Consider the following 20,883-nt stretch of genomic DNA (forward strand, 5'->3'; position numbering starts at 1 on the left):
TATGCTAAAACGAGGTTCTAGATTATTACTATCTGCTTATCGGGGATTTTCCCTGGTTGAATTGATGGTAGTGGTGGCTATCGTCGCTATATTGGCTTCTGCCGCGATGCCGTTGCGTGAGATTGCCATAAAGCGTGAGAAGGAACAAGAATTGCGCCTTGCCTTGCGGCAGGTTCGTACAGCGATCGATGCTTATAAACAGGCTGCGGATGAGGGGATGGTGGAAAAGAAAACAGACGAGTCGGGCTATCCTCGGAAGTTGGAAGACTTGGTAAAGGGGGTGCCAAATATTAAGGATCCTAAAAAAAATATGATCTATTTTTTGCGACGATTACCGCGAGATCCGATGTTTGCAGATACCGATCTGGAGGTGCCAGATGCTGACACATGGGGAAAGCGCAGCTACGAAAGTCCGCCCGATAATCCGGAAGAAGGCGATGATGTTTTTGATATCTATTCGCGTTCCGAGCGGATAGGGCTGAATGGGAAACCCTATAATCTGTGGTGAATGAGAATGCCTGATTTTTGCCGGCGTACCGGTTTTACTCTAATCGAGTTATTGGTTGTCATGGCGGTGATAGCTACTTTACTCAGTATCGTTGCGCCGAGATATTTTAATTCGGTCGATCGAGCAAAAGAAGCTGTGCTGCGACAAAATCTGAGCATCATGCGCGATGCGATCGATAAATTCTACGCTGATAGAGGAGCCTATCCAGTTAACTTGGAGCAGTTAGTGGAAGAGCGCTATGTTCGCGCCATTCCAATGGATCCGATGACCGACAGCGCTTTGACTTGGATCGAAATCCCTTCCCCTGATGAAGAGGTTGAGGGAGTGTATGATATACACAGTAGCTCTGATAAACAGGCGTTAGACGGAACATTCTACGATAAATGGTAATCAACAATCACGATAACTATTCCTTTGCAGAACAAGGTTATATTTATCTATGGACACTATTTGCGGTCGCGCTCGCAGGTGTCGTGCTGGCGGGCGTAGGTCCAATGTGGCAAATTGAATCCCAGCAGGAGAAGGAAAGAGAACTCCTGTTTGTAGGCGATCAATTCAGGCGTGCAATCGAGTCGTATTACAATAACTCATCTGGGAAAGCAAAACGGTATCCAGAATCACTTGAGCAATTGCTTGAAGATAGAAGTTCATTGGTAATCAGGCGTCATCTCAGAAAAGTTTTCCTGGATCCAATGACTAATGGTTTTGACTGGGGATTGATTAAGCAATCAGATACGGGAATTACCGGTGTATATAGCCAATCGACCGGAATTCCGATCAAACGAGCCAATTTTCCAGAACATTACTCCGCATTTTCAGAAGCAAAGAGTTATAAGGACTGGAAGTTTGTTCATGCTGGTGGTGCGGCGAGCGGAACGGGATCGCAGCAATCAAAAACCCCCAAGTCAGGTTCGTCAAATACTGCGCCTACCAATCCTTTTGCAAGCGGTCAGGCTCCGGCAGCTCCTAGTCCTTTTTCGCAAAACCAGCCAGCAAGTGGCGCTAATCCATTTACACAAAATCCTGAGTGACAGAATGACTTATACTCATCGCACTTCAAAATTCGGCAACTATACCTTCTCCCGCTGGGAGAAGGCTGGATGAGGGATGATAAAAGCCGAATTTTGAAGTGTGATGAGTATATCTTCAAAAGGCATTTTGTTCGATAGCTAAACAGGCCTTGGATGCATAAGTTAATGTGCGCATCAAAAATGCATATATGTATTGCGATATCGTTAGCTATACTGGGAAGACTGTTAAATATGCCGTAGTATAAGAACTGGTTCAGTTTTTTTTAGTCTTAATGATTTTATTGGCTCGATTCAGATGAATTTTAGAATGCATTGGATATTGTTACTACTCGGGCTAGCTGGATGTACGCAGATCCCAAAAGTTGGAAGTTCTCAGGTAGATGAATTGGCTGGTCAAACCCAACAAGGGCAGCCAAAATTACCCGGCCAAGAATTGACGAGCGAGCTGCTGTTTGATTTTTTGCTGGCTGAAACAGCATTGCAACGCGATAATCTTGATGTGGCGGCTGAGCGATATTCTAAACTTGCTAGAAATACACGTGATCCACGCCTTGCCGAGCGCGCTACTGATGTAGCGCTTCGTGCACGCCGACCTATTGAGGCAGAAGAAGCCGTTACCTTATGGGTTGAGCTGGAGCCAGATTCAATCAATGCCCGTCAAGCTGCAGCAGCATTGTTTGTGAGTATAGGAAAACTTGACAAGGCACGCCCCCATCTTGAAAAACTGCTATCGTCTGAAAAGGGGTCCACTGATAAGGCCTTTATGCACCTAAGCAAGCTGCTTTCACGTCACAGTGATAAAAAAGCAGCGCTGAAATTAATGCAACAACTTACGACCCCTTACCCTGAGTTACCGGAAGCGCATTTTGCAGTTTCTCAGGCGGCATGGAATGCTAATCAGCTTGAACTCGCACTTAAGGAGATGAAGCGAGCATTGGTGTTACGTCCCGATTGGGAAATTGCCGCGATTCATCAGGGCCGGATTTTGCAGAAAATCGCTAATGCCGAAGCGATGGCTTTTTATGAGCATTATCTCGAGAAATATCCTAAAGCCAATGATATGCGGATTGCTTATGTGCGCATGCTGATGTCGGAAAAAAACTTCGTTTCAGCGCGTGATCAGTTCCAGAAATTGATGACGGAGAATCCGTTTAATGCAGATATTGCGCTTGCAGTTGGTTTGTTATCTCTTGAGTTAAATGATTTTGATGGTGCTGAAGAAAATTTTAAGAAAGCTTTGGATCTGGGTTACGAGGATTCCAATAATATCCACTTTAATTTAGGGCGAATCTATGAAGTTACTCAACGAACGGATGCTGCCCTGGAATCATATCGGCAAGTAAATGGAGGTGAACGGTATTTTCCTGCTCAAATCCGTTATGCTGTTTTGCTACTCAAGAAAGAGGGAATTGATCGCGCACGTCAGCATTTGCATCAATTAACGCCAGAGAATGAGCTGCAGCGTACCCAATTAATACTGGCAGAGGCACAGTTATTACGAGAAGTTAATGCACATCATGAGGTCTTTAATTTACTAGACAGAAATCTGGAAAAAATTCCAGATCAGCCTGATTTACTTTACGACCGGGCCTTGGCGGCAGACAAGATTGGCAAATTTGACATCGCAGAAAAAGATTTGCGCAAGCTGATCGAGCTAAGGCCAGATAATGCGCATGTATATAATGCGCTGGGCTATAGTCTTGCAGAGCGAGGATTGCGCTTGCCTGAGGCATTGGCATTAATCAAGAAAGCGGTTGAGCTATCGCCTGACGATCCATACATTATGGATAGCTTGGGGTGGGTGTATTATCGGATGGGTAATCTTAAGGAAGGTCTCAATTATCTGAATCTCGCCTTTTCCTCTCGCCCTGATCCAGAGATTGCTGCTCATTTAGGTGAGGTACTCTGGGTTAAGGGAGCGAGAGAGGATGCTGAGAGAATTTGGCGTTCTGCTCTTGAAACAAATCCAGACAACGAAATGTTGCTGGATACCATGAAAAGATTGATGCAGTAGCTTTGGTTTTTAACGGAGTATTCTAAGAGCAGCTACACGCTGCTCGATTTTTTTTATCAATTGCTGATATCCGGGGGTATCGATACTACCAAAACGGGCGACAAACTCTGATTCAGGCATATGTTCTGGAAAATCAGACCAGGCTGGCATCAAATCAGTATCCTTTAGCTCAGTTGCCATTACCCTCTGTATTTTTAGTGCTGATGCTCGATTTGCAACAGCTTTTTCAGCGAATTTTATGCCTGCACGGTTGGCTGCAATGTCATTAAACGAAAAACCGCTTCCAGACCGTGAATCTTCAATCTCTTTATAGAGACCGATCGCATCGGAAAGCATCGTGTCCGCATAAGCGGTGATGGCGGCAGATACCATAAAATGTTTAGCAAAATCATCTCGCCCATCAAGGGTGACTTTAAGGCCAATAGGTTTTGGCCAGTTACTTGCTTCCGGGAAAAGCAATTTAAAGGGTAAGCCTAGTACATGGAATGTTGTTGCAAGAATGGCAGCGCGATTTTCTTCTAAAGGATTGCCATTAATTGAATGTTTGGAGGCAAGATGCATTGCTCGAGCCAGAAATTCTGAGAGAGGAATGGTTGCTCTATTTCTAAAGCTTTGATTATTAGCAAACATGAGGTGATAACGAAACACTCTTTCTTGCTCCTGTTTGCTCATGATAGGCGCACCAACGACCATATTGCTTGCTTTTCCAAATAAACCACCTTCCCAGCGATAGACGATATTGAGTCCATCCTGAGATATTTTTATCTGCTGGAGTGCATCCAAGCCTGCCCGAAATTCAGGATTATTATTTTGTAGCCAACGCAGAAATTGTTGAGCTAATAGATTGGTGAGGAACTCTGGTAACTGGAGATTTCCAATTCGGATTGATTGAGGCAGCGGAAGATGGCTGGTCTCAGTAAGCATCGTTTCAAAATTTAGATAACCCCTCAGTACGTTGCCGGGAATAGGATAGCTTAATCGAAGCAATACCTCGCCATCATCAAGCGAGGCCTGTGCCCGGCCATTGATGAAAAGATGCGCCAAATAATTTATTCCCATATCAAAGTCTTCCGGAAGAATTCTTGCGGTTGCTATTTCTCCTGGATAAACCTTGTGACGATGAGTATCGATGATGTGCTTAATGCGCTCAATATGCTTGGGAGCAATGGCGATAGCTCTATCAACCTGAGGCCCATTTTCAATGGCGAGATAAAGTATCGCTAGGGGTGAAAGAAAAAATATTAATAAGCCGGTTGCTATTACCCGAAAAAATATACCCAAAATTTTTTACCACCAGTAACGATAAGGTCCATAGTAACCCCTATAGAAATAGGGGTTACCGTAATAGTAAGGATAATAATTGTATCGATAATCTTTGGGCCACAAGTAAATTGCCGTTGCAGAAATAAGCGGTACTCGTATAGTTTTATTGCCAATGGTGCGTTCAATGTCACCCTTGATTGTTCCAGCAACAGTTATCTCAGTGTCTTTAGTGTAGGCGGCGGGATCAAGAAAGTCACTGCTTTCAATGACAAAGCGACCTTCATTTTTCTTGTTCAGCTGTGGGTATCCTTTGTAATCAATGGGGTAGAATAGAACTTGTACTAGACTGAAGTCTTTTTCATTTTCTACATCGATGATAACGCCCCCCCAACGGACGGGTACGTCCTTATACGCGCTGATATCCTGATTGGCCGCTTGATAGGGTACCTGAATAAAGGGAAAATCCCTTATAGCAGGTGGCAGACTGGTGCAACCACTTACCAGAAGAAGTAAACTGATCATTGATAAAGACGATTTCATATTTACTCCTTTCCTAAATGGGTTTGCCTTCGATGTTTGGGGAATGGCTCATCAAACCTAGAAAGAATTGTATCCACCTTATTTGACCATTAATGAAATAAATAATTCTAGTTTAAGTGGTAGAGAAGGCCATTACGCTGAATGGATCGCAATGTTATTAGTTTCACATGCAATATGATAGAGGAAGGCTATCGAGGTTAAATTGTTCAAATACTGAGTAAAATTATTTGCTCCTTTCGATTGAAAGGTATAATGCATACTTGCTGTCGGTAAATAAATTGATATCGATATTATCTTCTACTATTGTGACCCGCTGATTTAACAGATGTCGATAGATCCTGAAAAAATGCACGATGTCCAACCAGTACTGGAAATTAGGAGTAGTACTTTTTTTGTGCCAGTTTTGGTTTTGTACAGTAATGATTTGGCTGTTATCGAGCAACGATTGCAGCAAAAAGTATCTCAAGCCCCGGATTTCTTCGAAAGCTCACCCATCGTGTTTGATTTGCATGAATTGAACAATAATAATGATGAAATAGATGTTGTGAGTTTAGTGGAACTTATTCGTAAGGTTGGCTTATTTCCTATAGGAATACGTGGCGGTAACGAATCTCAGAATGAGCGGGCAAGCTCGATATTTATTCCAGTAGATGCTATTCGAAGTAGCCAAAGTATGGCAACTGAAATACCCAAGGTATCTGCACCTGTTCCTGAGCGCCAAACGGTTGTTAAGGAAGTGGTCGTGAATAATGCAGCGACACTCATTACTCAACCCGTTCGTTCGGGTCAGCGTATTTATGTATCTGGCGATTTGGTTATCTTAGCGCAGGTTAGCGCGGGTGCTGAGATCATGGCTGAAGGTAATATCCATGTTTACAATACATTGAGAGGCAGAGCGCTTGCAGGGGTACAAGGCAATACGGATGCAAGAATATTCTGTTTTGATTTACAAGCTGAACTTGTTTCAATAGCTGGAGATTATAAGACGAGTGAGGATCTTAAAGAGACAGTTCGAAAAAAACCAGTTCAAATCTATTTGCAGAACCATGCTTTGATAATAAAAGAATTAGTATAGGCTATTTCAGCGAAGGAGAATCAAGTGGCAAGAATCATTGTCGTAACGTCGGGCAAAGGAGGAGTTGGTAAGACTACTACAAGTGCTGCTATTGCCATGGGATTGGCAAAAAGAGGGCATAAAACAGTGGTGATTGATTTTGATGTGGGATTACGCAATCTTGATCTTATCATGGGTTGCGAGCGGCGAGTTGTATACGATTTCGTCAATGTGATCAATGGAGAGGCGAATCTCAATCAGGCATTAATCCGCGATAAGAACTGTAATCTGCTCTATATTTTGCCTGCCTCACAAACGCGTGATAAAGATGCTTTAAGTCTGGAGGGGGTAGGAAGAATACTGGAAGAGCTCTCTAAAGATTTTAAATATATTGTGTGCGACTCACCTGCTGGCATTGAAAAGGGCGCTCATTTGGCGATGTACTATGCGGATGATGCTTTTGTCGTGACCAATCCAGAAGTATCTTCTGTCAGAGATTCGGATCGCATGCTTGGCATTATGGCAAGCAAATCACGTAGAGCAGAATTAGCAATGGAGCCCATCAAAGAGTACTTGTTATTGACTCGCTATGATCCCAAGAGAGTTGAGTCAGGAGAGATGCTAAGTCTGGATGATGTGCAGGAAATATTATCTCTGCATTTACTGGGTATTATTCCAGAGTCAAAATCAGTTCTGAATGCCTCTAATTCAGGCACTCCAGTGATCTTGGATGAAAAAAGTGATGCGGGCCAAGCTTATGCCGATGTAGTGGCGCGTTATCTTGGGGAAAAAAGGCCCCATCGTTTTATTGAAAGTAAAAAAGGGTTTCTTAGGAAGCTTTTTGGAGGAAAATAATGAGCTTGCTGGATTATTTTAGATCATCTAAATCTAAATCTAAAACAGCTTCTGTTGCTAAGGAAAGATTGCAGATTCTCGTGGCACACGAACGTTATTATCGTAATAAACCTTCTTACCTTCCACAATTGCAAGAAGAATTACTGGCAGTCATTCGTAAATATGTCAAAGTGGATCAAGACGCTATTTCGGTTAAATTTGAACAAGATGAAAATCAAGAAACGCTTGAGCTGAATATTGTGTTGCCTGACACTCAAAGCAGTAAAAGTACACCGGAAGTTTCCAAGGGTGATCTTTGTTAATCTCTACTTTACTGTGAAGTAATGACGTATAAATTGAAGCAGAAACAAAGCAATAGCAGTAAGCTGAGTACTTCGCTGCTGTGTATGTAGAAAAACAAAACGTAGGTTAGATATCCATTGGTCAATAGCATCAGAAATAATGAGCTTTTTGTATGGAAGTTACTACTTTGCTTACTTCCGATGTTTACAGGCTGTGCAGTATTTGAAAGTCGGGAAGTAGTCGTTACTACAATTGTTACGCAACCCAGCGAAGGGACAGTAAAGGAGGCAGTTACTGATTTTGGTCTGATTGGTAGAGTTTTAGTCAAAGCAGATAAACATGGATTCTCAGGCGGTGTGCATTGGCAACATACAGACATCAGTGACGAGTTACTGCTATTTTCACCATTGGGGCAGACTGTTGCTCAGATTGATCGGGGTCCAGAAGGTGTGTACCTGATTACCTCAGAGCAAAAAACTTATTATGCAAGTAGTGTGGAAGATTTAACAGAAGATGTATTGGGATGGCGTTTACCTCTTTCCGGATTACAGTTTTGGGTGCTAGGTACTCATTTTCCGTTCACAATGTCTGAAAAGGATTTGGACGCAAATGGTCGTACAGTGGCGATCAGGCAAGATGGTTGGAAAATTACTTATTTAGATTATTTTTCGCAGCCTGTTCCAGCATATAATATCCTTCCAAGGGTATTAGAGCTTAGTCGTGTGGACTTGAAACTGAGATTGGTCATCGATAATTGGAAAATCAAAGATTGATGGTATTCATTTTTAGAAGATATCTTATGAAACGCAAAGAATATGGAAATTTTCCCAGCGCCTGCCAAACTTAATTTGTTTCTGCATGTCGTTGGGCGTCGGGAGGATGGGTATCATCTGTTGCAGACAGTTTTTAGATTTTTGGATTTCTCTGATCAGCTAGGATTTGTTTTAAGGGATGACTCCGTCATCAAGTTGCATATGCCTACTCCCGGCGTTCCCGAAGAAAATGACTTATGTGTTCGGGCAGCAAAATTGTTGCAGCAAAGAAGTCACAAAAATCTTGGGGTGGAAATTTTTCTGGAGAAACGTATTCCCATGGGCGGTGGATTAGGAGGCGGGAGTTCCGATGCGGCAACTACCTTGCTTGCGCTAAATCGTTTATGGGGGCTGAATTGGAAAAGAGCCCATTTAATGGAATTAGGTTTGGAGCTAGGTGCTGATGTTCCCATATTTATCTATGGTGAGAATGCTTTTGCAGAGGGGATAGGCGAGAAGCTTTCAGCTATCGCACTACCACCAGCCTGGTATTTAGTATTAACACCATCAGTGCATGTTTCAACAGAACAGATTTTTTCAAGCAAGGAATTGACACGAAATACAAATCCTATCACAATACCGCCCTTTTCCATCTGGCAGGGACGTAATGATCTTGAGTCAGTGGTTTGCCAGATATACCCTGTTGTGGCAAGATGTCTGGAATGGCTGAAGAAATTGAATAATACGACATTGGTAGCAATGAGTGGCTCAGGTGCTTGTGTATTTGCCGAATTTGCAAATGAGCGGGCAGCAAGGCATGCATTTCAGCAATTGCCTAATGAGATGAGTGGTTTCGTAGCAGAGGGATTAGCCTCTCACCCATTGCAAAATTTTTTAGAAAAGTAATGAACTTGGGGAGTCGCCAAGCGGTAAGGCACCGGATTTTGATTCCGGCATTCGTAGGTTCGATCCCTACCTCCCCAGCCAGTCATCTGTAATGATCAGAATCGATTTTAAGAAACTGGTTTTCTGGTTCGAATCAGAGCATATAAATTAAAAGTATGTGGCGAGCTTTGTATTACCAGGAGGGGTCTATGTTTTTCAGTTTCCAGTTAGTAGCAGGAAAGCATTAACCATGTCTTACGATAGCTTGATGGTTTTTACTGGCACAGCTAATCCACAACTGGCCCAGGATGTGGTCAAGTATCTCAATATTCATTTAGGACGAGCGACGGTTTCTCGTTTCAGCGATGGTGAGATCATGGTAGAACTGCTTGAGAATGTGCGTGGCAAGGATGTGTTCGTATTGCAATCCACTTGTGCACCTACCAATGATAGCCTCATGGAAATATTGGTGATTGTGGATGCTTTGAAGCGTGCCTCAGCAGGCCGCATTACCGCAGCGATTCCATACTTTGGTTATGCGCGTCAAGATAGAAGGCCGCGGTCGGCGCGTGTTCCGATTACAGCCAAGGTAGTAGCCAATATGCTTGCTACCGTTGGAGTGGATCGACTTTTGACGATGGATTTACATTCGGACCAGATCCAAGGCTTCTTCGATATTCCTGTGGATAACATTTACGGAATGCCCATATTGCTCGGTGATATATGGAAACATAATTATCAGGATTTGATCGTAGTATCCCCTGATGTGGGCGGTGTTGTAAGGGCGAGACATTTGGCCAAGCGTTTAGAATGTGATCTTGCCATCATCGATAAGCGTCGCCCTAAACCGAATGAATCTAAAGTAATGAATATCATCGGCGAAGTTAAGGGGCGTACTTGCGTCATCATAGACGACATGGTAGATACAGCCAATACGCTATGCGAAGCTGCCAGGGCTTTAAAAGAGGAAGGCGCTGAGAGGGTCGTTGCCTATTCTACACATGCAGTATTGTCTGGAAAGGCAGCGGAGCGAATTGCAAATTCTAAACTGGATAAAGTAGTTGTTACTGATACGATACCATTACGTGAGGATGCCAAGGCATGTGATCGAATTTGTCAGTTGAGTGTAGCGAATTTACTGGGTGAAACCATGCTCCGAATAAGCAATGAGAGTTCATTAAGCTCATTGTTTATGGAGTAAGTGGAGATATTTTTATTTTTTGGTTTATCTGGTCGCGGATAAATCTTGTTTTGGAGAATTGAAATGCAAATTGAAATTGATGCTAATAAACGTGAATTGCAGGGTAAAGGTGCGAGCCGCCGTCTGCGTACAGCTGGTAAAGTTCCTGGTGTGGTTTATGGTGGAGAGGGGACTGCACAATCTATAGAATTAGACCATAATAATTTATTTCACAAGCTTAGACAGGAAGCGTTTCATGCATCTGTTTTATCATTAAATGTTGAAGGTGTTAAAGAGCAGGTATTGTTACGTGATGTACAAATGCATCCATACAAGCCGCAGGTACTTCATGTGGACTTTCAGCGTATTGATAGGAATAAAAAGATGCACATGAAGGTTCCGCTGCATTTCATTAATGCTGAGCTTTCGCCTGGAGTAAAGCTATCGGGTGGCATGATAAGTCATGTGCTTACCGAAGTGGATATATTATGCCTGCCTAAAGATTTGCCCGAGTATATTACGGTAGATTTATCGGAAATGACTGTAGGGGGTAGTACGTTACACTTGAGTGATCTCAAATTGCCAGAAAATGTGGAAGCTTCTGCGCTGATTAGGGGGGATGATTTACCCGTGGCTACTCTCATTGTTCAGCGAGGAGGTGAATCTGAAGAAGGTGGTGCGGGTGCTTAAATAGACCAGATTCTTATCCCATAAATTGGAAATACAGAATGGACCGCCCTTGTGTATTTCGATTCCCCATAATTAAGCAATTGCACATGAACATACCCAGCCTGATGGAATGCTGTTGTTGCGGTCAAACTAAGTAATCAATGAAGCTCATTGTGGGACTCGGTAATCCTGGGGAGAGATATGCTGCTACTCGTCACAATGTTGGATTCCACTGGCTGTGCCGACTGGCCGGAGAATTACGGATCCCATTCAAATCAGAAGCTAAGTTTCATGGTTTATGTGCAAATATTATGCAAGGTGATGAGCCGTTATGGCTGCTTAAGCCGGAGACGTACATGAATGCCAGTGGGATGGCCGTGGCAGCATTATCTCGTTTTTATAAGATCTCTCCTGACCAAGTACTGATCGTTCATGATGAACTGGATTTGCCGCCCGGCACCGCCAAATTAAAACTAGGTGGTGGGGCAGGGGGGCATAATGGTCTTAAGGATATCATTTCACGTCTTGCCACCAAGGATTTCTGGCGTCTGAGAATTGGTATAGGTCATCCGGGAAATAAAAATGAGGTGGCGGATTATGTATTGCATCCACCCCGAAAAGAAGAAGCTTTATTGATCGATGACGCTATCCAGCGAAGCCTGGTTATCTGGCCACTCATTGCAAGCGGCGATTACTCTGCTGCGATGCATAAATTGCACACAAAACAAAAAGAGACCTAAAGCTGCACTTTTTATTTTGTGTATTTTCCCGTTTACTAGAAATTCAATAAGAATCAGATTATGAGCCTGAAGTGTGGCATCGTTGGCCTGCCTAATGTGGGTAAATCAACACTTTTCAATGCACTAACCAAAGCGGGTATTGCTGCTGAGAATTACCCTTTTTGTACGATTGATCCTAATGTGGGCGTGGTTGAGGTGCCTGATCAGCGCCTCAAGAAGCTCAGTGAAATTGTTAACCCCCAGAAAGTACAGCCTGCTATTGTCGAATTTGTCGATATTGCGGGTCTTGTGGCAGGCGCGTCCAAAGGCGAGGGACTAGGCAATAAATTTCTGGCAAACATCCGTGAAACAGATGGGATTGTTCATATGGTACGCTGCTTTGCTGATGACAATGTGGTGCATGTGGCGGGCAAGGTGGATCCCATTTCGGATATCGAAGTAATTCATACTGAACTCGCGCTAGCTGATTTGGCCACAGTGGAGAAGGCATTACAACGAGAAACCAAACTGGCCAAATCGGGCAATAAGGAGAGTATCCGATGTGTGAGCATGCTGGAGAAATTACATGCGCATCTTGATCACGGCCGGCCAGCGCGGAGCCTGGCGTTAGAGAAAGAGCAGCAACCACTTCTGAAATCATTGTGTCTGTTGACATCAAAGCCCACTATTTATGTGGCCAATGTTGCGGATAGTGGTTTTGGGAGCAATCCACTGCTGCAAAGCGTTCAGGAGTATGCGGCAGGCGAGGGAGCGCCCGTTGTTGCCATCTGTGCTTCGCTCGAAGCAGAAATTGCGGATCTATCTGATGAAGACAAGCAAGTATTTCTAGCAGATATTGATCTGGAAGAGCCCGGCTTAAACCGCCTGATTCGCGCTGCTTATCAAATACTCGGACTGCAAACGTATTTCACCGCGGGTGTCAAGGAAGTGCGTGCATGGACGATTCACAAAGGGGATACTGCCCCGCAAGCAGCAGGGGTGATCCATACTGATTTTGAAAGAGGTTTTATCCGCGCCGAAGTCATTGCCTATGATGATTTTGTCGCTTATAGCGGTGAGCAAGGTGCCAAAGAGGCTGGAAAAATGCGTCTAGAAGGTAAGGAATATGTTGTAAATGATGGCGACGTGATCCATTTTCGCTTCAATGTGTAGATTATTGCTGTACGCTATCAGCGTATGAAAATTACTTGATATGGTCTGCCCCTATGTCTGAATGATTGAGATATAAGGGCAGATGTTTTAGTGATTAGAAATTCAGGAACAAGTTGACGCCTACAATATGCATCATTTGATCCGGGCGGGGGTTATGTGGCCTATTGATATATTGGTTCATATAACCAATTTCACCGGTGGCCATTTGATTGAACTTCCAACCTAGCCCAACAAAACCCCTGTTCTGATCAAGACCGTTGGTAATCCAGCCTTTCTGAGGCGTATTCATGGCAATAAACAATTCATCCTGTACTATAAAGCTAAGATTCGGAGAGATAAAAGGCATGGGTATGGCTAGTTTTATTAATTGGCGGAACCGATAGGCCACATCGTTTTTACCGGGATCAGGAACATCATGATCAAAAAAGCGTTGCTCAAAGCGGCTGCGCCATTGGAATCTACCAAACGAGAAATTATCGGTATAGATTAATTGTTGCCAGATCCGGTGCTCATCATAGGGGCCCTGTGCGCCTGAGATTGGTTCAGCGGTTGGTGCCCAGGCATAACCTGCCCAAATCGTAATTTTGTCATTAATGGCATAACCTATGCCTGGACGTATCAGGGATTGAGTAAATTGGGTGGAATCATTGCCAAAACGTCCCTGTCCTTCGAGCCAGAGTCTCCAGTTTTTCAAATTTTCATTACCTGTTACATTGCCTAAATTTACATTCGCCATAATTTGACCCCAGGTTTGGAAGTCAGTGTCAACATCTTCAGCTAAGGCGGGAACCGACAGCAAGCTAAACACAGTGAATACTGTAAAAAGTTTTAGTTTTTTAAACATATGTTTTTTCCTTTGGTTGATAGAAGTCCTTAATTTTCTTATGTATGTATTTAAAAAAAGAAAATTTACTTAAAAACTTATTACGTTGAGCAATTAGAAGAAAGATTAGGTAGCTTTTATTTGTCTTTAAGTGGGCTGATGTTACAAAGCGAAACGCTGCGGGGGCGTAGCGTACCATAAGAAATGTTAAGAAAGTGTTAAGAAAATATTGAGAAAGTGTTGAGAGAAGGTATTTTGGAGCAAAAAAAATGCCTTGACAAGCATTGGATATTGCTGCAAAAACCACGATCAGGGTCGGATTTTTGATCGGAAGAGTTACTTTATAGCACGTAACATCTACTTCTTTCTTAGACTGAGTAAACTGGTGAGAGGATGGGGAAAGCAAAATCAAGTTAACCAACTAGGCTGAATATACTTCTAGCAATGTCCTGCCTACCGGAAAAACCAGGACGATGACTGTTCAGTAAAGAGATATCAATTCGTAAGGATAACGACGATGATAGAAAAATATAAATCCGAGCATCTCTATGAGTGGATGGTAGCAGTACGTCGTATCTTGCATCACCACCCTGAATTAGCCTTTGAAGAAGTCGAAACCGCCAAAGTATTGATGGCGGAATTAGGCAAATTGGAGATTGCTTATGACTATGCTGGCCCTGGCAATGCGGTCATTGGCAAGCTGCTCTGTAAGAATTCTGCTGCGCCGGTCATTGCCCTGCGCGCGGATATGGATGCGCTGCCCGGTACCGAAAACACCGATTTGCCTTTTGCTTCCTGCATTAGAGGTAAAGTGCATGCATGTGGGCATGATGCGCATATGACCATGGTGCTGGGTGCCGCTGCACTACTGAAAGCATCGCCCCCTCCTTGTCACGTCCTGTTTGTCTTCCAGCCAGCAGAAGAAAAAGGTGGCGGAGCGCGCGTGGTCTTGGAATCAGGTGCTTTGCAAGGTGTCAGTGCGATCTTTGGCGGACATGTGACTCATCATTACCGTGTTGGAGAAATGATGGTGGCTGATGGGGTTATCACAGCTCAGTCTGATCGTTTTAAAATTCATATTAAAGGTAAAGGTGGACATGGCGCGCGACCCCATGAAGCGACTGATGCCATCGTGATTACTGGTTTATTCATCATCGCTATGCAAACACTGGTCTCGCGAGAAATTAATCCGGTTTATCCTGCTGTGGTAACAATTGGAATGGTTCATGCGGGCAGTGCGCCTAATGTAATTGCGGAAGAGGCGACTTTGGAGGGATCAATTCGCACCACATTGCCCGAAGTGCGTGATCACATCCATAGGGGACTAAGGCGTATGGCTAAAGCTATGGGTGAATTACACAATGCCAAAGTGGACCTTGACATTACGCAAGGTTATCCACCTGTTGTCAATACCACACGAGAAACCTATATTGCTTACCGTGCGGCTGAGAAAGTTGTCGGGCACGCGGGCTTAATGACTCTTGATCATCCCAGTATGGGATCAGAAGATTTTTCTTATTATCTGCAAAAGATACCTGGTTGTTATGTGCGTTTTGGCGCAAGGCGGCATGAGAATGAATATATTCCGTTACATAGTCCGGAATTTGATATCAATGAGGAGGTATTAAAGGTGGGTTCGGCATTTTTTGATGAAGTCGTCAGAGAGGCGGCGCAAGACTATTTCAGCTGATTCCACCTTGGAATTTACCCCCTCCAAACCATTGACAGTCGGGATAGAACTCGAACTGCAATTGCTCGACAAGGAGAATCTGAATCTGACAAATGGTATTGGACCTTTGCTCAAGTGTTACCCACGGTCGCCCTATATCAAACCGGAGTTTATCCAAAATACCGTCGAGGTAATTTCCAAGGTCGGTGAAAACACTGCTCAGGTCCATGCGCACCTTGCTCATCTCGTCAAAGAAGTGAGGCAAACCTGTCTAACGCTGGGAATGGAGCTATGCGCGGCAGGGACCCATCCCTTTGACAAGGAGCTAGCCTTGTTCACCCCGCTACCCCGTTATCTGAGAATGGAAAAGGATGCCGGTTATTTAGGTCATGCCCAAATCACTTTCGCAACCCAGGTACACATTGGTGTCCAGGAAGCAGCAGAAGCACTCTATCTGATGCATGCATTTAAGGCTTATCTGCCCCTATTAATTGCCCTTTCTGCCAGCTCTCCGTTCTGGCGTGGCTATGACACAGGCTTTGCATCCTACCGTCAGCGTGTTCTGGCGGCCACGCGTAGTTATGGCATACCGCCAAGTTTTAATGATTGGCAGCACTTCATGGATTTTTATAACGCCTTACAACGTGCCGGCATGATACAAACCATCAATGACATCCATTGGGATATCAGAGTGCGGCCGCATTGGGGTACGGTCGAAGTCAGAGTCATGGACGCACAACCGACTCTTACCGAGTCAATGCAACTCGCTAGTTTTATTCGGGTATTGGCAGCCTATCTGTTAGCACACTCGGAAACCAGCATTGAGAACATGCCGCATGCATTACCTTGGTGGATTGAGAAAGACAATTGTTATATGGCTTCGCGACTGGGGTTGGAAGCAAACTGTGTGGTTGATAAAAATGGCTCATTCAAATCTATCTATGAGATCTGGCAGGCAGTACAGGCTGAAATTCAGTCTTATGCTTATTCGATAGGCGAATCAAGATATTTTGAACAACTTATCAAGCGCGTAGCAGAACGGAATATAAGTTATCAGCGTCAACGCAACGTTTACCAGGCAACTCATTCATGCGAGAAAGTAGTTTCAGTGCTCATCAATGAGTTGGAAGATGACCTGGCTTGTGGTTGAGCGAGTACCCTTTCATGTATGAATTGGTTCGTGTCTGTCTCAATTTCCCCCGGTTTTCTCGCCGAGATTCGAGCTGGTCTTGTGATAGGGTTCGTCGGGAAGGTAACGCTCCCATTCTTCAGGGGTGAGTTCGCGATCGGCCTTCAATGCAGCAAATTTCACCCAGTCATTGAGATCCATATTCCACAATATAATCGTTCCATCCTTGCTGCCGGATGCGAGCAATTTTCCATCCGGGCTGAACGCCACACACCTCACTATGTCGCGGTGGCCTAATAGCGGTGGGCTAAGAGGAAATCCGCTGGCCACATCCCAAAGCCTGATATCCGCATCCCCTACATTAGAATGAATGGATCCGCTTGCTGATGCGAGTTTCGATCCATCGGGGCTGAACGCAATACTTGCAATGTCATTTTTGTGCGCTTTCAGAGGAGTGAATTTACACTGCCCGCGTTCGATATCCCACAGAATGATCGTATTCTTGCCTTGGCCGAACCATTGACCGCTTCCCGAAGCAAGCGTTTTGCCGTCGGGACTGAAAGCGAGCGACAGCACCGGCTCTTGGTGACTGTATAGCGGTTCGGTTTTCCCCTCGTCCTTGACTAAATTCCAGAGCAACACGCTTCCGTCCCAGCATCCTGAGGCAAGGGTTGAACCATTTTGACTGAACGCCAAGCTCGTCACCAAACCGTGCAGTCCGCAGGGAAATTTGGCCCGCAATTCAGCCTGAGCGATATCCCACAATAAGATTTCACCTTTTCCCTCGATCGGAATCGCTTGGCCACTAACGTAGGCTAACATAGTCCCATCGGGACTGAGGGCTATGGTGGCTATGCGAGCGTCGGAAGTCAGTGGTTGACACTTTGCCTCGCCGGTTATCGGGTTCCAGATTCGAATGGTCTTGTCCAACAAGTAACTGGACGCGGCGGTAAGCAAGTCTGAGCTAAAAGCCATGCTCCAAATCTTGGATTCATGCTTTTGTGCCGGCTGGTAGAGGGGGGCAGCGACGCCGATGTCCAAATTCAATAGAGCGACTTCACCATCTGAGTCTCCCGACAAAAGCGAACTTCCACTCTGATCGAAAGCGACACCGACAATCACACCATTATGGACCCTGAGTGGCTCGCTGCGGAGTTCTCCTCCGCGCAGGTTCCACAGAATGACTGATTTGTCCAAGCTCGCTGAGGCGAGCGTGCCACCATCCGGACTGTATACAAGACCCATTATGGCTTGTTGATGAACTTTCAGCGCTTCGGGTACGGCTTTCTTCCCGAGCTGCCACAAAACGATTGAACCGTCTGGACTGCCTGAAGCCAGCGTGCCGCCGTCGGGAGCTAAGGCGATCGAGGTGACACCGTTTTGCCCTTGAGATATGGGTGAGGTACCCTGAAGCAAGCTGCCGGTCTCTGCGTCCCAAAAGGTGATCATTCCATCATGCCCGCCGGATAGTAGGATCTCTCCGTCCAGACTAAAAGCGAGGCATGCCACTGCCCCGTCATGACCTCTGAGCGGCTCATATTTGTGCTGTCCAGTTTCGATATTCCATACGCTGATCCAGCTGTCATGCTTTACCTCCCCTACCACCTTAATCCAGCCCGAAATCGATGCCAGTATCTTACCGTTGGGACTGAAAGCAAGTCTGGTCACTGATCCTTCACCCTTGAACGGTTCGCACTTCGGCTGGTTATTTCGCATATCCCACAGGTAAACGGCCCCATCCCAACTTGCTACGGCGAGCGTGATACCATCCGGGCTGAAGCGAACCTCCGAAACCGTACTCTCATAGCCTTCAGGGGCAGGCGTAAGCTTCTTGCCTGTATGGACATTCCATAAAGCGACGCAGCCCTTGTCTTCTCCTGTACCTGCCAGGGTTCCGCCGGTAGCCAATATGCTTCCGTTCGGACTGAAATCGAGGCTTGTAACCAAATGGCCTACTTGCCACACCCATTTTTGGGTAGGGATATCGGACGCCATATCCCACAAAACGACGGTACCGTCGACCCCTCCTGACACCAGTGTTTTACCGTCCAGGCTGACAGCGACACAGGATACCTGCTCGGTGTGCCCATAAAGCGATATTTTGACACGTCGCGTCTTCATTAACAGATCGAGCAGATTTCGCTGTGCTTCGACTGTTGGAAAGCGTCTTACGGCCTCCACGCAAAGCAACAGACCCACGCGAGAATCGAACTCGGTGACAGCCTGTACGGCGAGCTGCCGCGACAAAGCTTTGGCGTAGAGTGCTTTCCATCGCTGCAGTTCTTGTACTTCACGTTTGTCGCTTTTCTGAATAAAGCTGTGTTCTGCTGAACTCAGATCACTCCCTCGCTCGGACAACCAGCGTTTAGCCTCTGCCAATACTGGCCCGCGCAGCAACGTGCTGTCGTCATACCCGGTATGCTCCCAATCAGTTATCTCGCCGCGCAACCGCTGGCGCCACAGGAGGAACTCACGGTCTGAGTTCAACCATCCTGCAAGACGATCCCAACTGCGGAACAAGGCATCATGGGCTACTTCAAGGATTTGTTCCGTGCTCTCGCCACGGGAAATGAGTAGCCGTGCCTGCACAAACTGTTCGAGCAGATCGTGCACATCTTCTGGCAACTCCTCCCAGCGCGCTGGCTTGCGGATATAGCGGCCTTCCTCATCGACGCGGACCATCGCCAGGAATGCCTTATGCAGATGACGCTCTTGATCAGGAGAGAGAGACGTGCACATCATCTCAGCCGCCCGTGCCACCGAGCCCTTCAGCCCTCCGAGCCGATTCCGATACTCTTCCAGGGTCAGCCGTCCGTCACCGCTATACTGCTCCCACAGTTCGCGCAAGGTAAAGGCCAGCAGTGGCAGTCCGTCATCGGTGGCAGTGTCAGCCACCATGGCCTGCGCCAGCCCAGGCTCGAGTTCGACGCCAGCGACTCTGGCTGGACCTTCGATCACTTGCGCAAAATCGGCGAGGGCCATCTGCGGGAGATGAATCGGCTCATATAACAGGTCTTGGATTACTTCATGAACCTGGAATGCGCCGAGAAAGTCGGACCGCAGGGTGGCTATAGCCAAGAACGGGCTGTTGGGCTGGCTTAACACCGCCTTTAATAAGCGCAAGAACAGACTTGTGGACTGATTGGTATCCCGCCCCAGAAGTTCCTCGAACTGGTCGACCACGAGTAGTACCGTCGCCTCGCACCGACCCGCCATAACGCGTAGGTCATTGGCAAAATCCAGTAGATGAGCATCGCTACCATTGGCAGCCGCCTGGTTCAATGCATCACGAATCGACTTCCAGTCGCAGGTATTGCCGAAAGCGGTCAAAGCAACGGCGATCGCCATCGCCAGATGGTCAAGCGGCCTTCCCAGTGGGCGGAAGGGCTCCAGCACCAACCAGTGATCCTTATCCCGTTTGAGCCTGGGAACAATTCCTGCCCGCACCAACGATGATTTGCCGCTGCCCGAGGCTCCTAAAACCATTACCAAGCGCGCGCCACCGAGACGCTGCAGGCGATTGAGGGTTTCCATCGTCCCCTGTATGGCAGCATTGCGGCTAAAGTAGACGGCGGCATCCTGCTCCTGAAATGCCAGCAAACCAGGGTAAGGGGGCCGACTAGGGTCCCAGTCAAAGACATCCAGTGGATCAAGACCCCGTTCCAACAGGCTGATCCTGAGCCGCTGATAACCATCCTCAGGTTCAACCGTGAAGTCGATGTGCTGAGTATCGTTGAACACGTCATGCACTTCGCAAGGCTGGATCTTGACTGGAAAGATGACCTTGCCGCGCTCCCGTGCCTGCACCAGTTCGGCGAAGCACCATTTGGAGGTCAGCCAGTTTGGTGTCAAGAGTGCAATCACCGCTTGGCACTGGCGCAGTTTCTGATAAAGCGTCTGTTCCCAGTCCGAGCCTCCCTTGATTCCCGCCTCGGGGTCGAAATCAAGAAACAGGGAAGTGTGGCCTTGCGCTTCCAGCCAGCGCTTCATGTCCGCCGCCGCCGCGCTGTCGGCGCTGCTGTGGCTGATAAATATCGCGGTCATTTTTACCCCCTTCGGTTAAGGCCGCCTTGGATCCGTAGCTCCTCACCGCGGTCTCTCTCAATAGGTGTTCTGGTGATAAAACCGAGCCCCACGGTCTGGTACGCTGTTTTTCAAGCAGGTACGCTGGCGTTATCTGCCACTCATAATTTATCACATATTTTTACCTTGCAAGTTTCAGAGCTGAGTCCAATACTCAGATGCCATGGTGACCCCTGGAGAAGTGCTCGATGCTACTGAGTGATTCTCAGATGAGGAAGGTGTGATTGACCGGAACGGGTGGATTTTTGCCTGTT

At 46.1% G+C, this 20,883-nt stretch carries 19 protein-coding genes and 1 tRNA gene; 16 read left to right on the forward strand and 4 right to left on the reverse strand.

Annotated features, from left to right (window positions below; translation table 11 throughout):
* Nucleotide 1 precedes the first annotated feature (1 nt).
* From BLW34_RS00715 to BLW34_RS00730, 4 genes are all read left to right on the forward strand, one after another.
* Nucleotides 2-508, forward strand: a complete 507-nt coding sequence (locus tag BLW34_RS00715; RefSeq protein ID WP_090574345.1) for a type II secretion system protein — start codon at nucleotides 2-4, stop codon at nucleotides 506-508.
* A gap of 6 nt (nucleotides 509-514) precedes the next feature.
* Nucleotides 515-898 carry a type II secretion system protein gene (locus BLW34_RS00720; protein ID WP_090540629.1) on the forward strand — a complete coding sequence of 128 codons (384 nt, stop codon included), beginning with the start codon at nucleotides 515-517 and terminating at the stop codon, nucleotides 896-898.
* Complete coding sequence (locus BLW34_RS00725) at nucleotides 892-1,539, forward strand: hypothetical protein (RefSeq protein WP_090574347.1); 648 nt, start codon at nucleotides 892-894, stop codon at nucleotides 1,537-1,539. Before BLW34_RS00720 ends, BLW34_RS00725 begins: the two co-directional genes overlap by 7 nt.
* Nucleotides 1,540-1,846: 307 nt before the next feature.
* Nucleotides 1,847-3,553 (forward strand): tetratricopeptide repeat protein, encoded by a 1,707-nt coding sequence (locus BLW34_RS00730; RefSeq protein WP_256203511.1) that lies wholly within the window; start codon nucleotides 1,847-1,849, stop codon nucleotides 3,551-3,553.
* 9 nt (nucleotides 3,554-3,562) lie between these two features.
* Here BLW34_RS00730 and BLW34_RS00735 read toward each other — a convergent pair whose 3' ends face one another.
* Together BLW34_RS00735 and BLW34_RS00740 are read right to left on the reverse strand one after the other, a co-directional pair.
* Nucleotides 3,563-4,834 carry a YfiM family lipoprotein gene (locus BLW34_RS00735; RefSeq protein WP_090574352.1) on the reverse strand — a complete coding sequence of 424 codons (1,272 nt, stop codon included), beginning with the start codon at nucleotides 4,832-4,834 and terminating at the stop codon, nucleotides 3,563-3,565.
* Nucleotides 4,835-4,840: 6 nt separating this feature from the next.
* A complete protein-coding gene (locus BLW34_RS00740) occupies nucleotides 4,841-5,356 on the reverse strand; it encodes a Slp family lipoprotein (protein ID WP_090574354.1) in 516 nt (171 codons plus the stop codon).
* Nucleotides 5,357-5,681: 325 nt separating this feature from the next.
* Here BLW34_RS00740 and minC point away from each other — a divergent pair, with 325 nt between their 5' ends.
* The 10 genes from minC to ychF all read left to right on the forward strand — a co-directional run bounded on the left by minC (nucleotide 5,682) and on the right by ychF (nucleotide 12,925).
* Nucleotides 5,682-6,431 (forward strand): septum site-determining protein MinC, encoded by a 750-nt coding sequence (gene minC, locus BLW34_RS00745; RefSeq protein ID WP_256203512.1) that lies wholly within the window; start codon nucleotides 5,682-5,684, stop codon nucleotides 6,429-6,431.
* A gap of 24 nt (nucleotides 6,432-6,455) precedes the next feature.
* Nucleotides 6,456-7,265: a septum site-determining protein MinD gene (gene minD / locus BLW34_RS00750; RefSeq protein ID WP_090574356.1), complete on the forward strand. Its 810-nt coding sequence runs from the start codon at nucleotides 6,456-6,458 to the stop codon at nucleotides 7,263-7,265.
* The gene (minE, locus tag BLW34_RS00755; RefSeq protein WP_090540571.1) at nucleotides 7,265-7,567 is read left to right on the forward strand and encodes a cell division topological specificity factor MinE; all 303 of its coding nucleotides are present in this window, start codon (nucleotides 7,265-7,267) and stop codon (nucleotides 7,565-7,567) included. Before minD ends, minE begins: the two co-directional genes overlap by 1 nt.
* A gap of 180 nt (nucleotides 7,568-7,747) precedes the next feature.
* Complete coding sequence (gene lolB, locus BLW34_RS00760; RefSeq protein WP_090574360.1) at nucleotides 7,748-8,320, forward strand: lipoprotein insertase outer membrane protein LolB; 573 nt, start codon at nucleotides 7,748-7,750, stop codon at nucleotides 8,318-8,320.
* A 42-nt stretch (nucleotides 8,321-8,362) separates the two neighbouring features.
* Nucleotides 8,363-9,205 carry a 4-(cytidine 5'-diphospho)-2-C-methyl-D-erythritol kinase gene (ispE, locus tag BLW34_RS00765; RefSeq protein ID WP_090574362.1) on the forward strand — a complete coding sequence of 281 codons (843 nt, stop codon included), beginning with the start codon at nucleotides 8,363-8,365 and terminating at the stop codon, nucleotides 9,203-9,205.
* Nucleotides 9,206-9,211: 6 nt separating this feature from the next.
* A tRNA-Gln gene (locus tag BLW34_RS00770) sits at nucleotides 9,212-9,286 on the forward strand.
* Between the two features lie 148 nt (nucleotides 9,287-9,434).
* Nucleotides 9,435-10,385: a ribose-phosphate pyrophosphokinase gene (locus tag BLW34_RS00775; protein ID WP_090574364.1), complete on the forward strand. Its 951-nt coding sequence runs from the start codon at nucleotides 9,435-9,437 to the stop codon at nucleotides 10,383-10,385.
* A gap of 63 nt (nucleotides 10,386-10,448) precedes the next feature.
* Nucleotides 10,449-11,054: a 50S ribosomal protein L25/general stress protein Ctc gene (locus tag BLW34_RS00780; RefSeq protein ID WP_090540580.1), complete on the forward strand. Its 606-nt coding sequence runs from the start codon at nucleotides 10,449-10,451 to the stop codon at nucleotides 11,052-11,054.
* Between the two features lie 140 nt (nucleotides 11,055-11,194).
* The gene (pth, locus tag BLW34_RS00785) at nucleotides 11,195-11,773 is read left to right on the forward strand and encodes an aminoacyl-tRNA hydrolase (protein WP_090540582.1); all 579 of its coding nucleotides are present in this window, start codon (nucleotides 11,195-11,197) and stop codon (nucleotides 11,771-11,773) included.
* A gap of 60 nt (nucleotides 11,774-11,833) precedes the next feature.
* A complete protein-coding gene (gene ychF / locus BLW34_RS00790; RefSeq protein ID WP_090574366.1) occupies nucleotides 11,834-12,925 on the forward strand; it encodes a redox-regulated ATPase YchF in 1,092 nt (363 codons plus the stop codon).
* Nucleotides 12,926-13,019: 94 nt separating this feature from the next.
* Here ychF and BLW34_RS00795 read toward each other — a convergent pair whose 3' ends face one another.
* Nucleotides 13,020-13,769: a DUF2490 domain-containing protein gene (locus BLW34_RS00795; RefSeq protein WP_090574368.1), complete on the reverse strand. Its 750-nt coding sequence runs from the start codon at nucleotides 13,767-13,769 to the stop codon at nucleotides 13,020-13,022.
* A 496-nt stretch (nucleotides 13,770-14,265) separates the two neighbouring features.
* Between BLW34_RS00795 and BLW34_RS00805 the strand changes: the two genes are divergently transcribed.
* Entirely contained in the window at nucleotides 14,266-15,438 is a 1,173-nt protein-coding gene (locus BLW34_RS00805; protein WP_090574372.1) for a M20 metallopeptidase family protein, read from the forward strand.
* Nucleotides 15,398-16,567 (forward strand): carboxylate-amine ligase, encoded by a 1,170-nt coding sequence (locus BLW34_RS00810; RefSeq protein ID WP_090574374.1) that lies wholly within the window; start codon nucleotides 15,398-15,400, stop codon nucleotides 16,565-16,567. Before BLW34_RS00805 ends, BLW34_RS00810 begins: the two co-directional genes overlap by 41 nt.
* Nucleotides 16,568-16,606: 39 nt before the next feature.
* Here the strand turns inward: BLW34_RS00810 and BLW34_RS00815 are convergent, their stop codons facing one another.
* Nucleotides 16,607-20,590 (reverse strand): nSTAND1 domain-containing NTPase, encoded by a 3,984-nt coding sequence (locus BLW34_RS00815; protein ID WP_090574376.1) that lies wholly within the window; start codon nucleotides 20,588-20,590, stop codon nucleotides 16,607-16,609.
* Nucleotides 20,591-20,883: the final 293 nt, after the last annotated feature.

Origin of the sequence: Nitrosomonas sp. Nm58 (genome assembly GCF_900107335.1) — a bacterium.
Classification (GTDB): domain Bacteria; phylum Pseudomonadota; class Gammaproteobacteria; order Burkholderiales; family Nitrosomonadaceae; genus Nitrosomonas.

What these genes read in the sequence shown, in the direction of transcription:
- BLW34_RS00715 (WP_090574345.1), top strand. Translation starts at nt 2, where the DNA reads ATGCTAAAACGAGGTTCTAGATTATTACTATCTGCTTATCGGGGATTT.
- BLW34_RS00720 (WP_090540629.1), top strand. Translation starts at nt 515, where the DNA reads ATGCCTGATTTTTGCCGGCGTACCGGTTTTACTCTAATCGAGTTATTG.
- BLW34_RS00725 (WP_090574347.1), top strand. Translation starts at nt 892, where the DNA reads ATGGTAATCAACAATCACGATAACTATTCCTTTGCAGAACAAGGTTAT.
- BLW34_RS00730 (WP_256203511.1), top strand. Translation starts at nt 1,847, where the DNA reads ATGCATTGGATATTGTTACTACTCGGGCTAGCTGGATGTACGCAGATC.
- BLW34_RS00740 (WP_090574354.1), bottom strand. Translation starts at nt 5,356, where the DNA reads ATGAAATCGTCTTTATCAATGATCAGTTTACTTCTTCTGGTAAGTGGT.
- minC (WP_256203512.1), top strand. Translation starts at nt 5,682, where the DNA reads ATGTCGATAGATCCTGAAAAAATGCACGATGTCCAACCAGTACTGGAA.
- minE (WP_090540571.1), top strand. Translation starts at nt 7,265, where the DNA reads ATGAGCTTGCTGGATTATTTTAGATCATCTAAATCTAAATCTAAAACA.
- lolB (WP_090574360.1), top strand. Translation starts at nt 7,748, where the DNA reads ATGTTTACAGGCTGTGCAGTATTTGAAAGTCGGGAAGTAGTCGTTACT.
- ispE (WP_090574362.1), top strand. Translation starts at nt 8,363, where the DNA reads ATGGAAATTTTCCCAGCGCCTGCCAAACTTAATTTGTTTCTGCATGTC.
- BLW34_RS00775 (WP_090574364.1), top strand. Translation starts at nt 9,435, where the DNA reads ATGTCTTACGATAGCTTGATGGTTTTTACTGGCACAGCTAATCCACAA.
- BLW34_RS00780 (WP_090540580.1), top strand. Translation starts at nt 10,449, where the DNA reads ATGCAAATTGAAATTGATGCTAATAAACGTGAATTGCAGGGTAAAGGT.
- pth (WP_090540582.1), top strand. Translation starts at nt 11,195, where the DNA reads ATGAAGCTCATTGTGGGACTCGGTAATCCTGGGGAGAGATATGCTGCT.
- ychF (WP_090574366.1), top strand. Translation starts at nt 11,834, where the DNA reads ATGAGCCTGAAGTGTGGCATCGTTGGCCTGCCTAATGTGGGTAAATCA.
- BLW34_RS00795 (WP_090574368.1), bottom strand. Translation starts at nt 13,769, where the DNA reads ATGTTTAAAAAACTAAAACTTTTTACAGTATTCACTGTGTTTAGCTTG.
- BLW34_RS00805 (WP_090574372.1), top strand. Translation starts at nt 14,266, where the DNA reads ATGATAGAAAAATATAAATCCGAGCATCTCTATGAGTGGATGGTAGCA.
- BLW34_RS00810 (WP_090574374.1), top strand. Translation starts at nt 15,398, where the DNA reads ATGAAGTCGTCAGAGAGGCGGCGCAAGACTATTTCAGCTGATTCCACC.
- BLW34_RS00815 (WP_090574376.1), bottom strand. Translation starts at nt 20,590, where the DNA reads ATGACCGCGATATTTATCAGCCACAGCAGCGCCGACAGCGCGGCGGCG.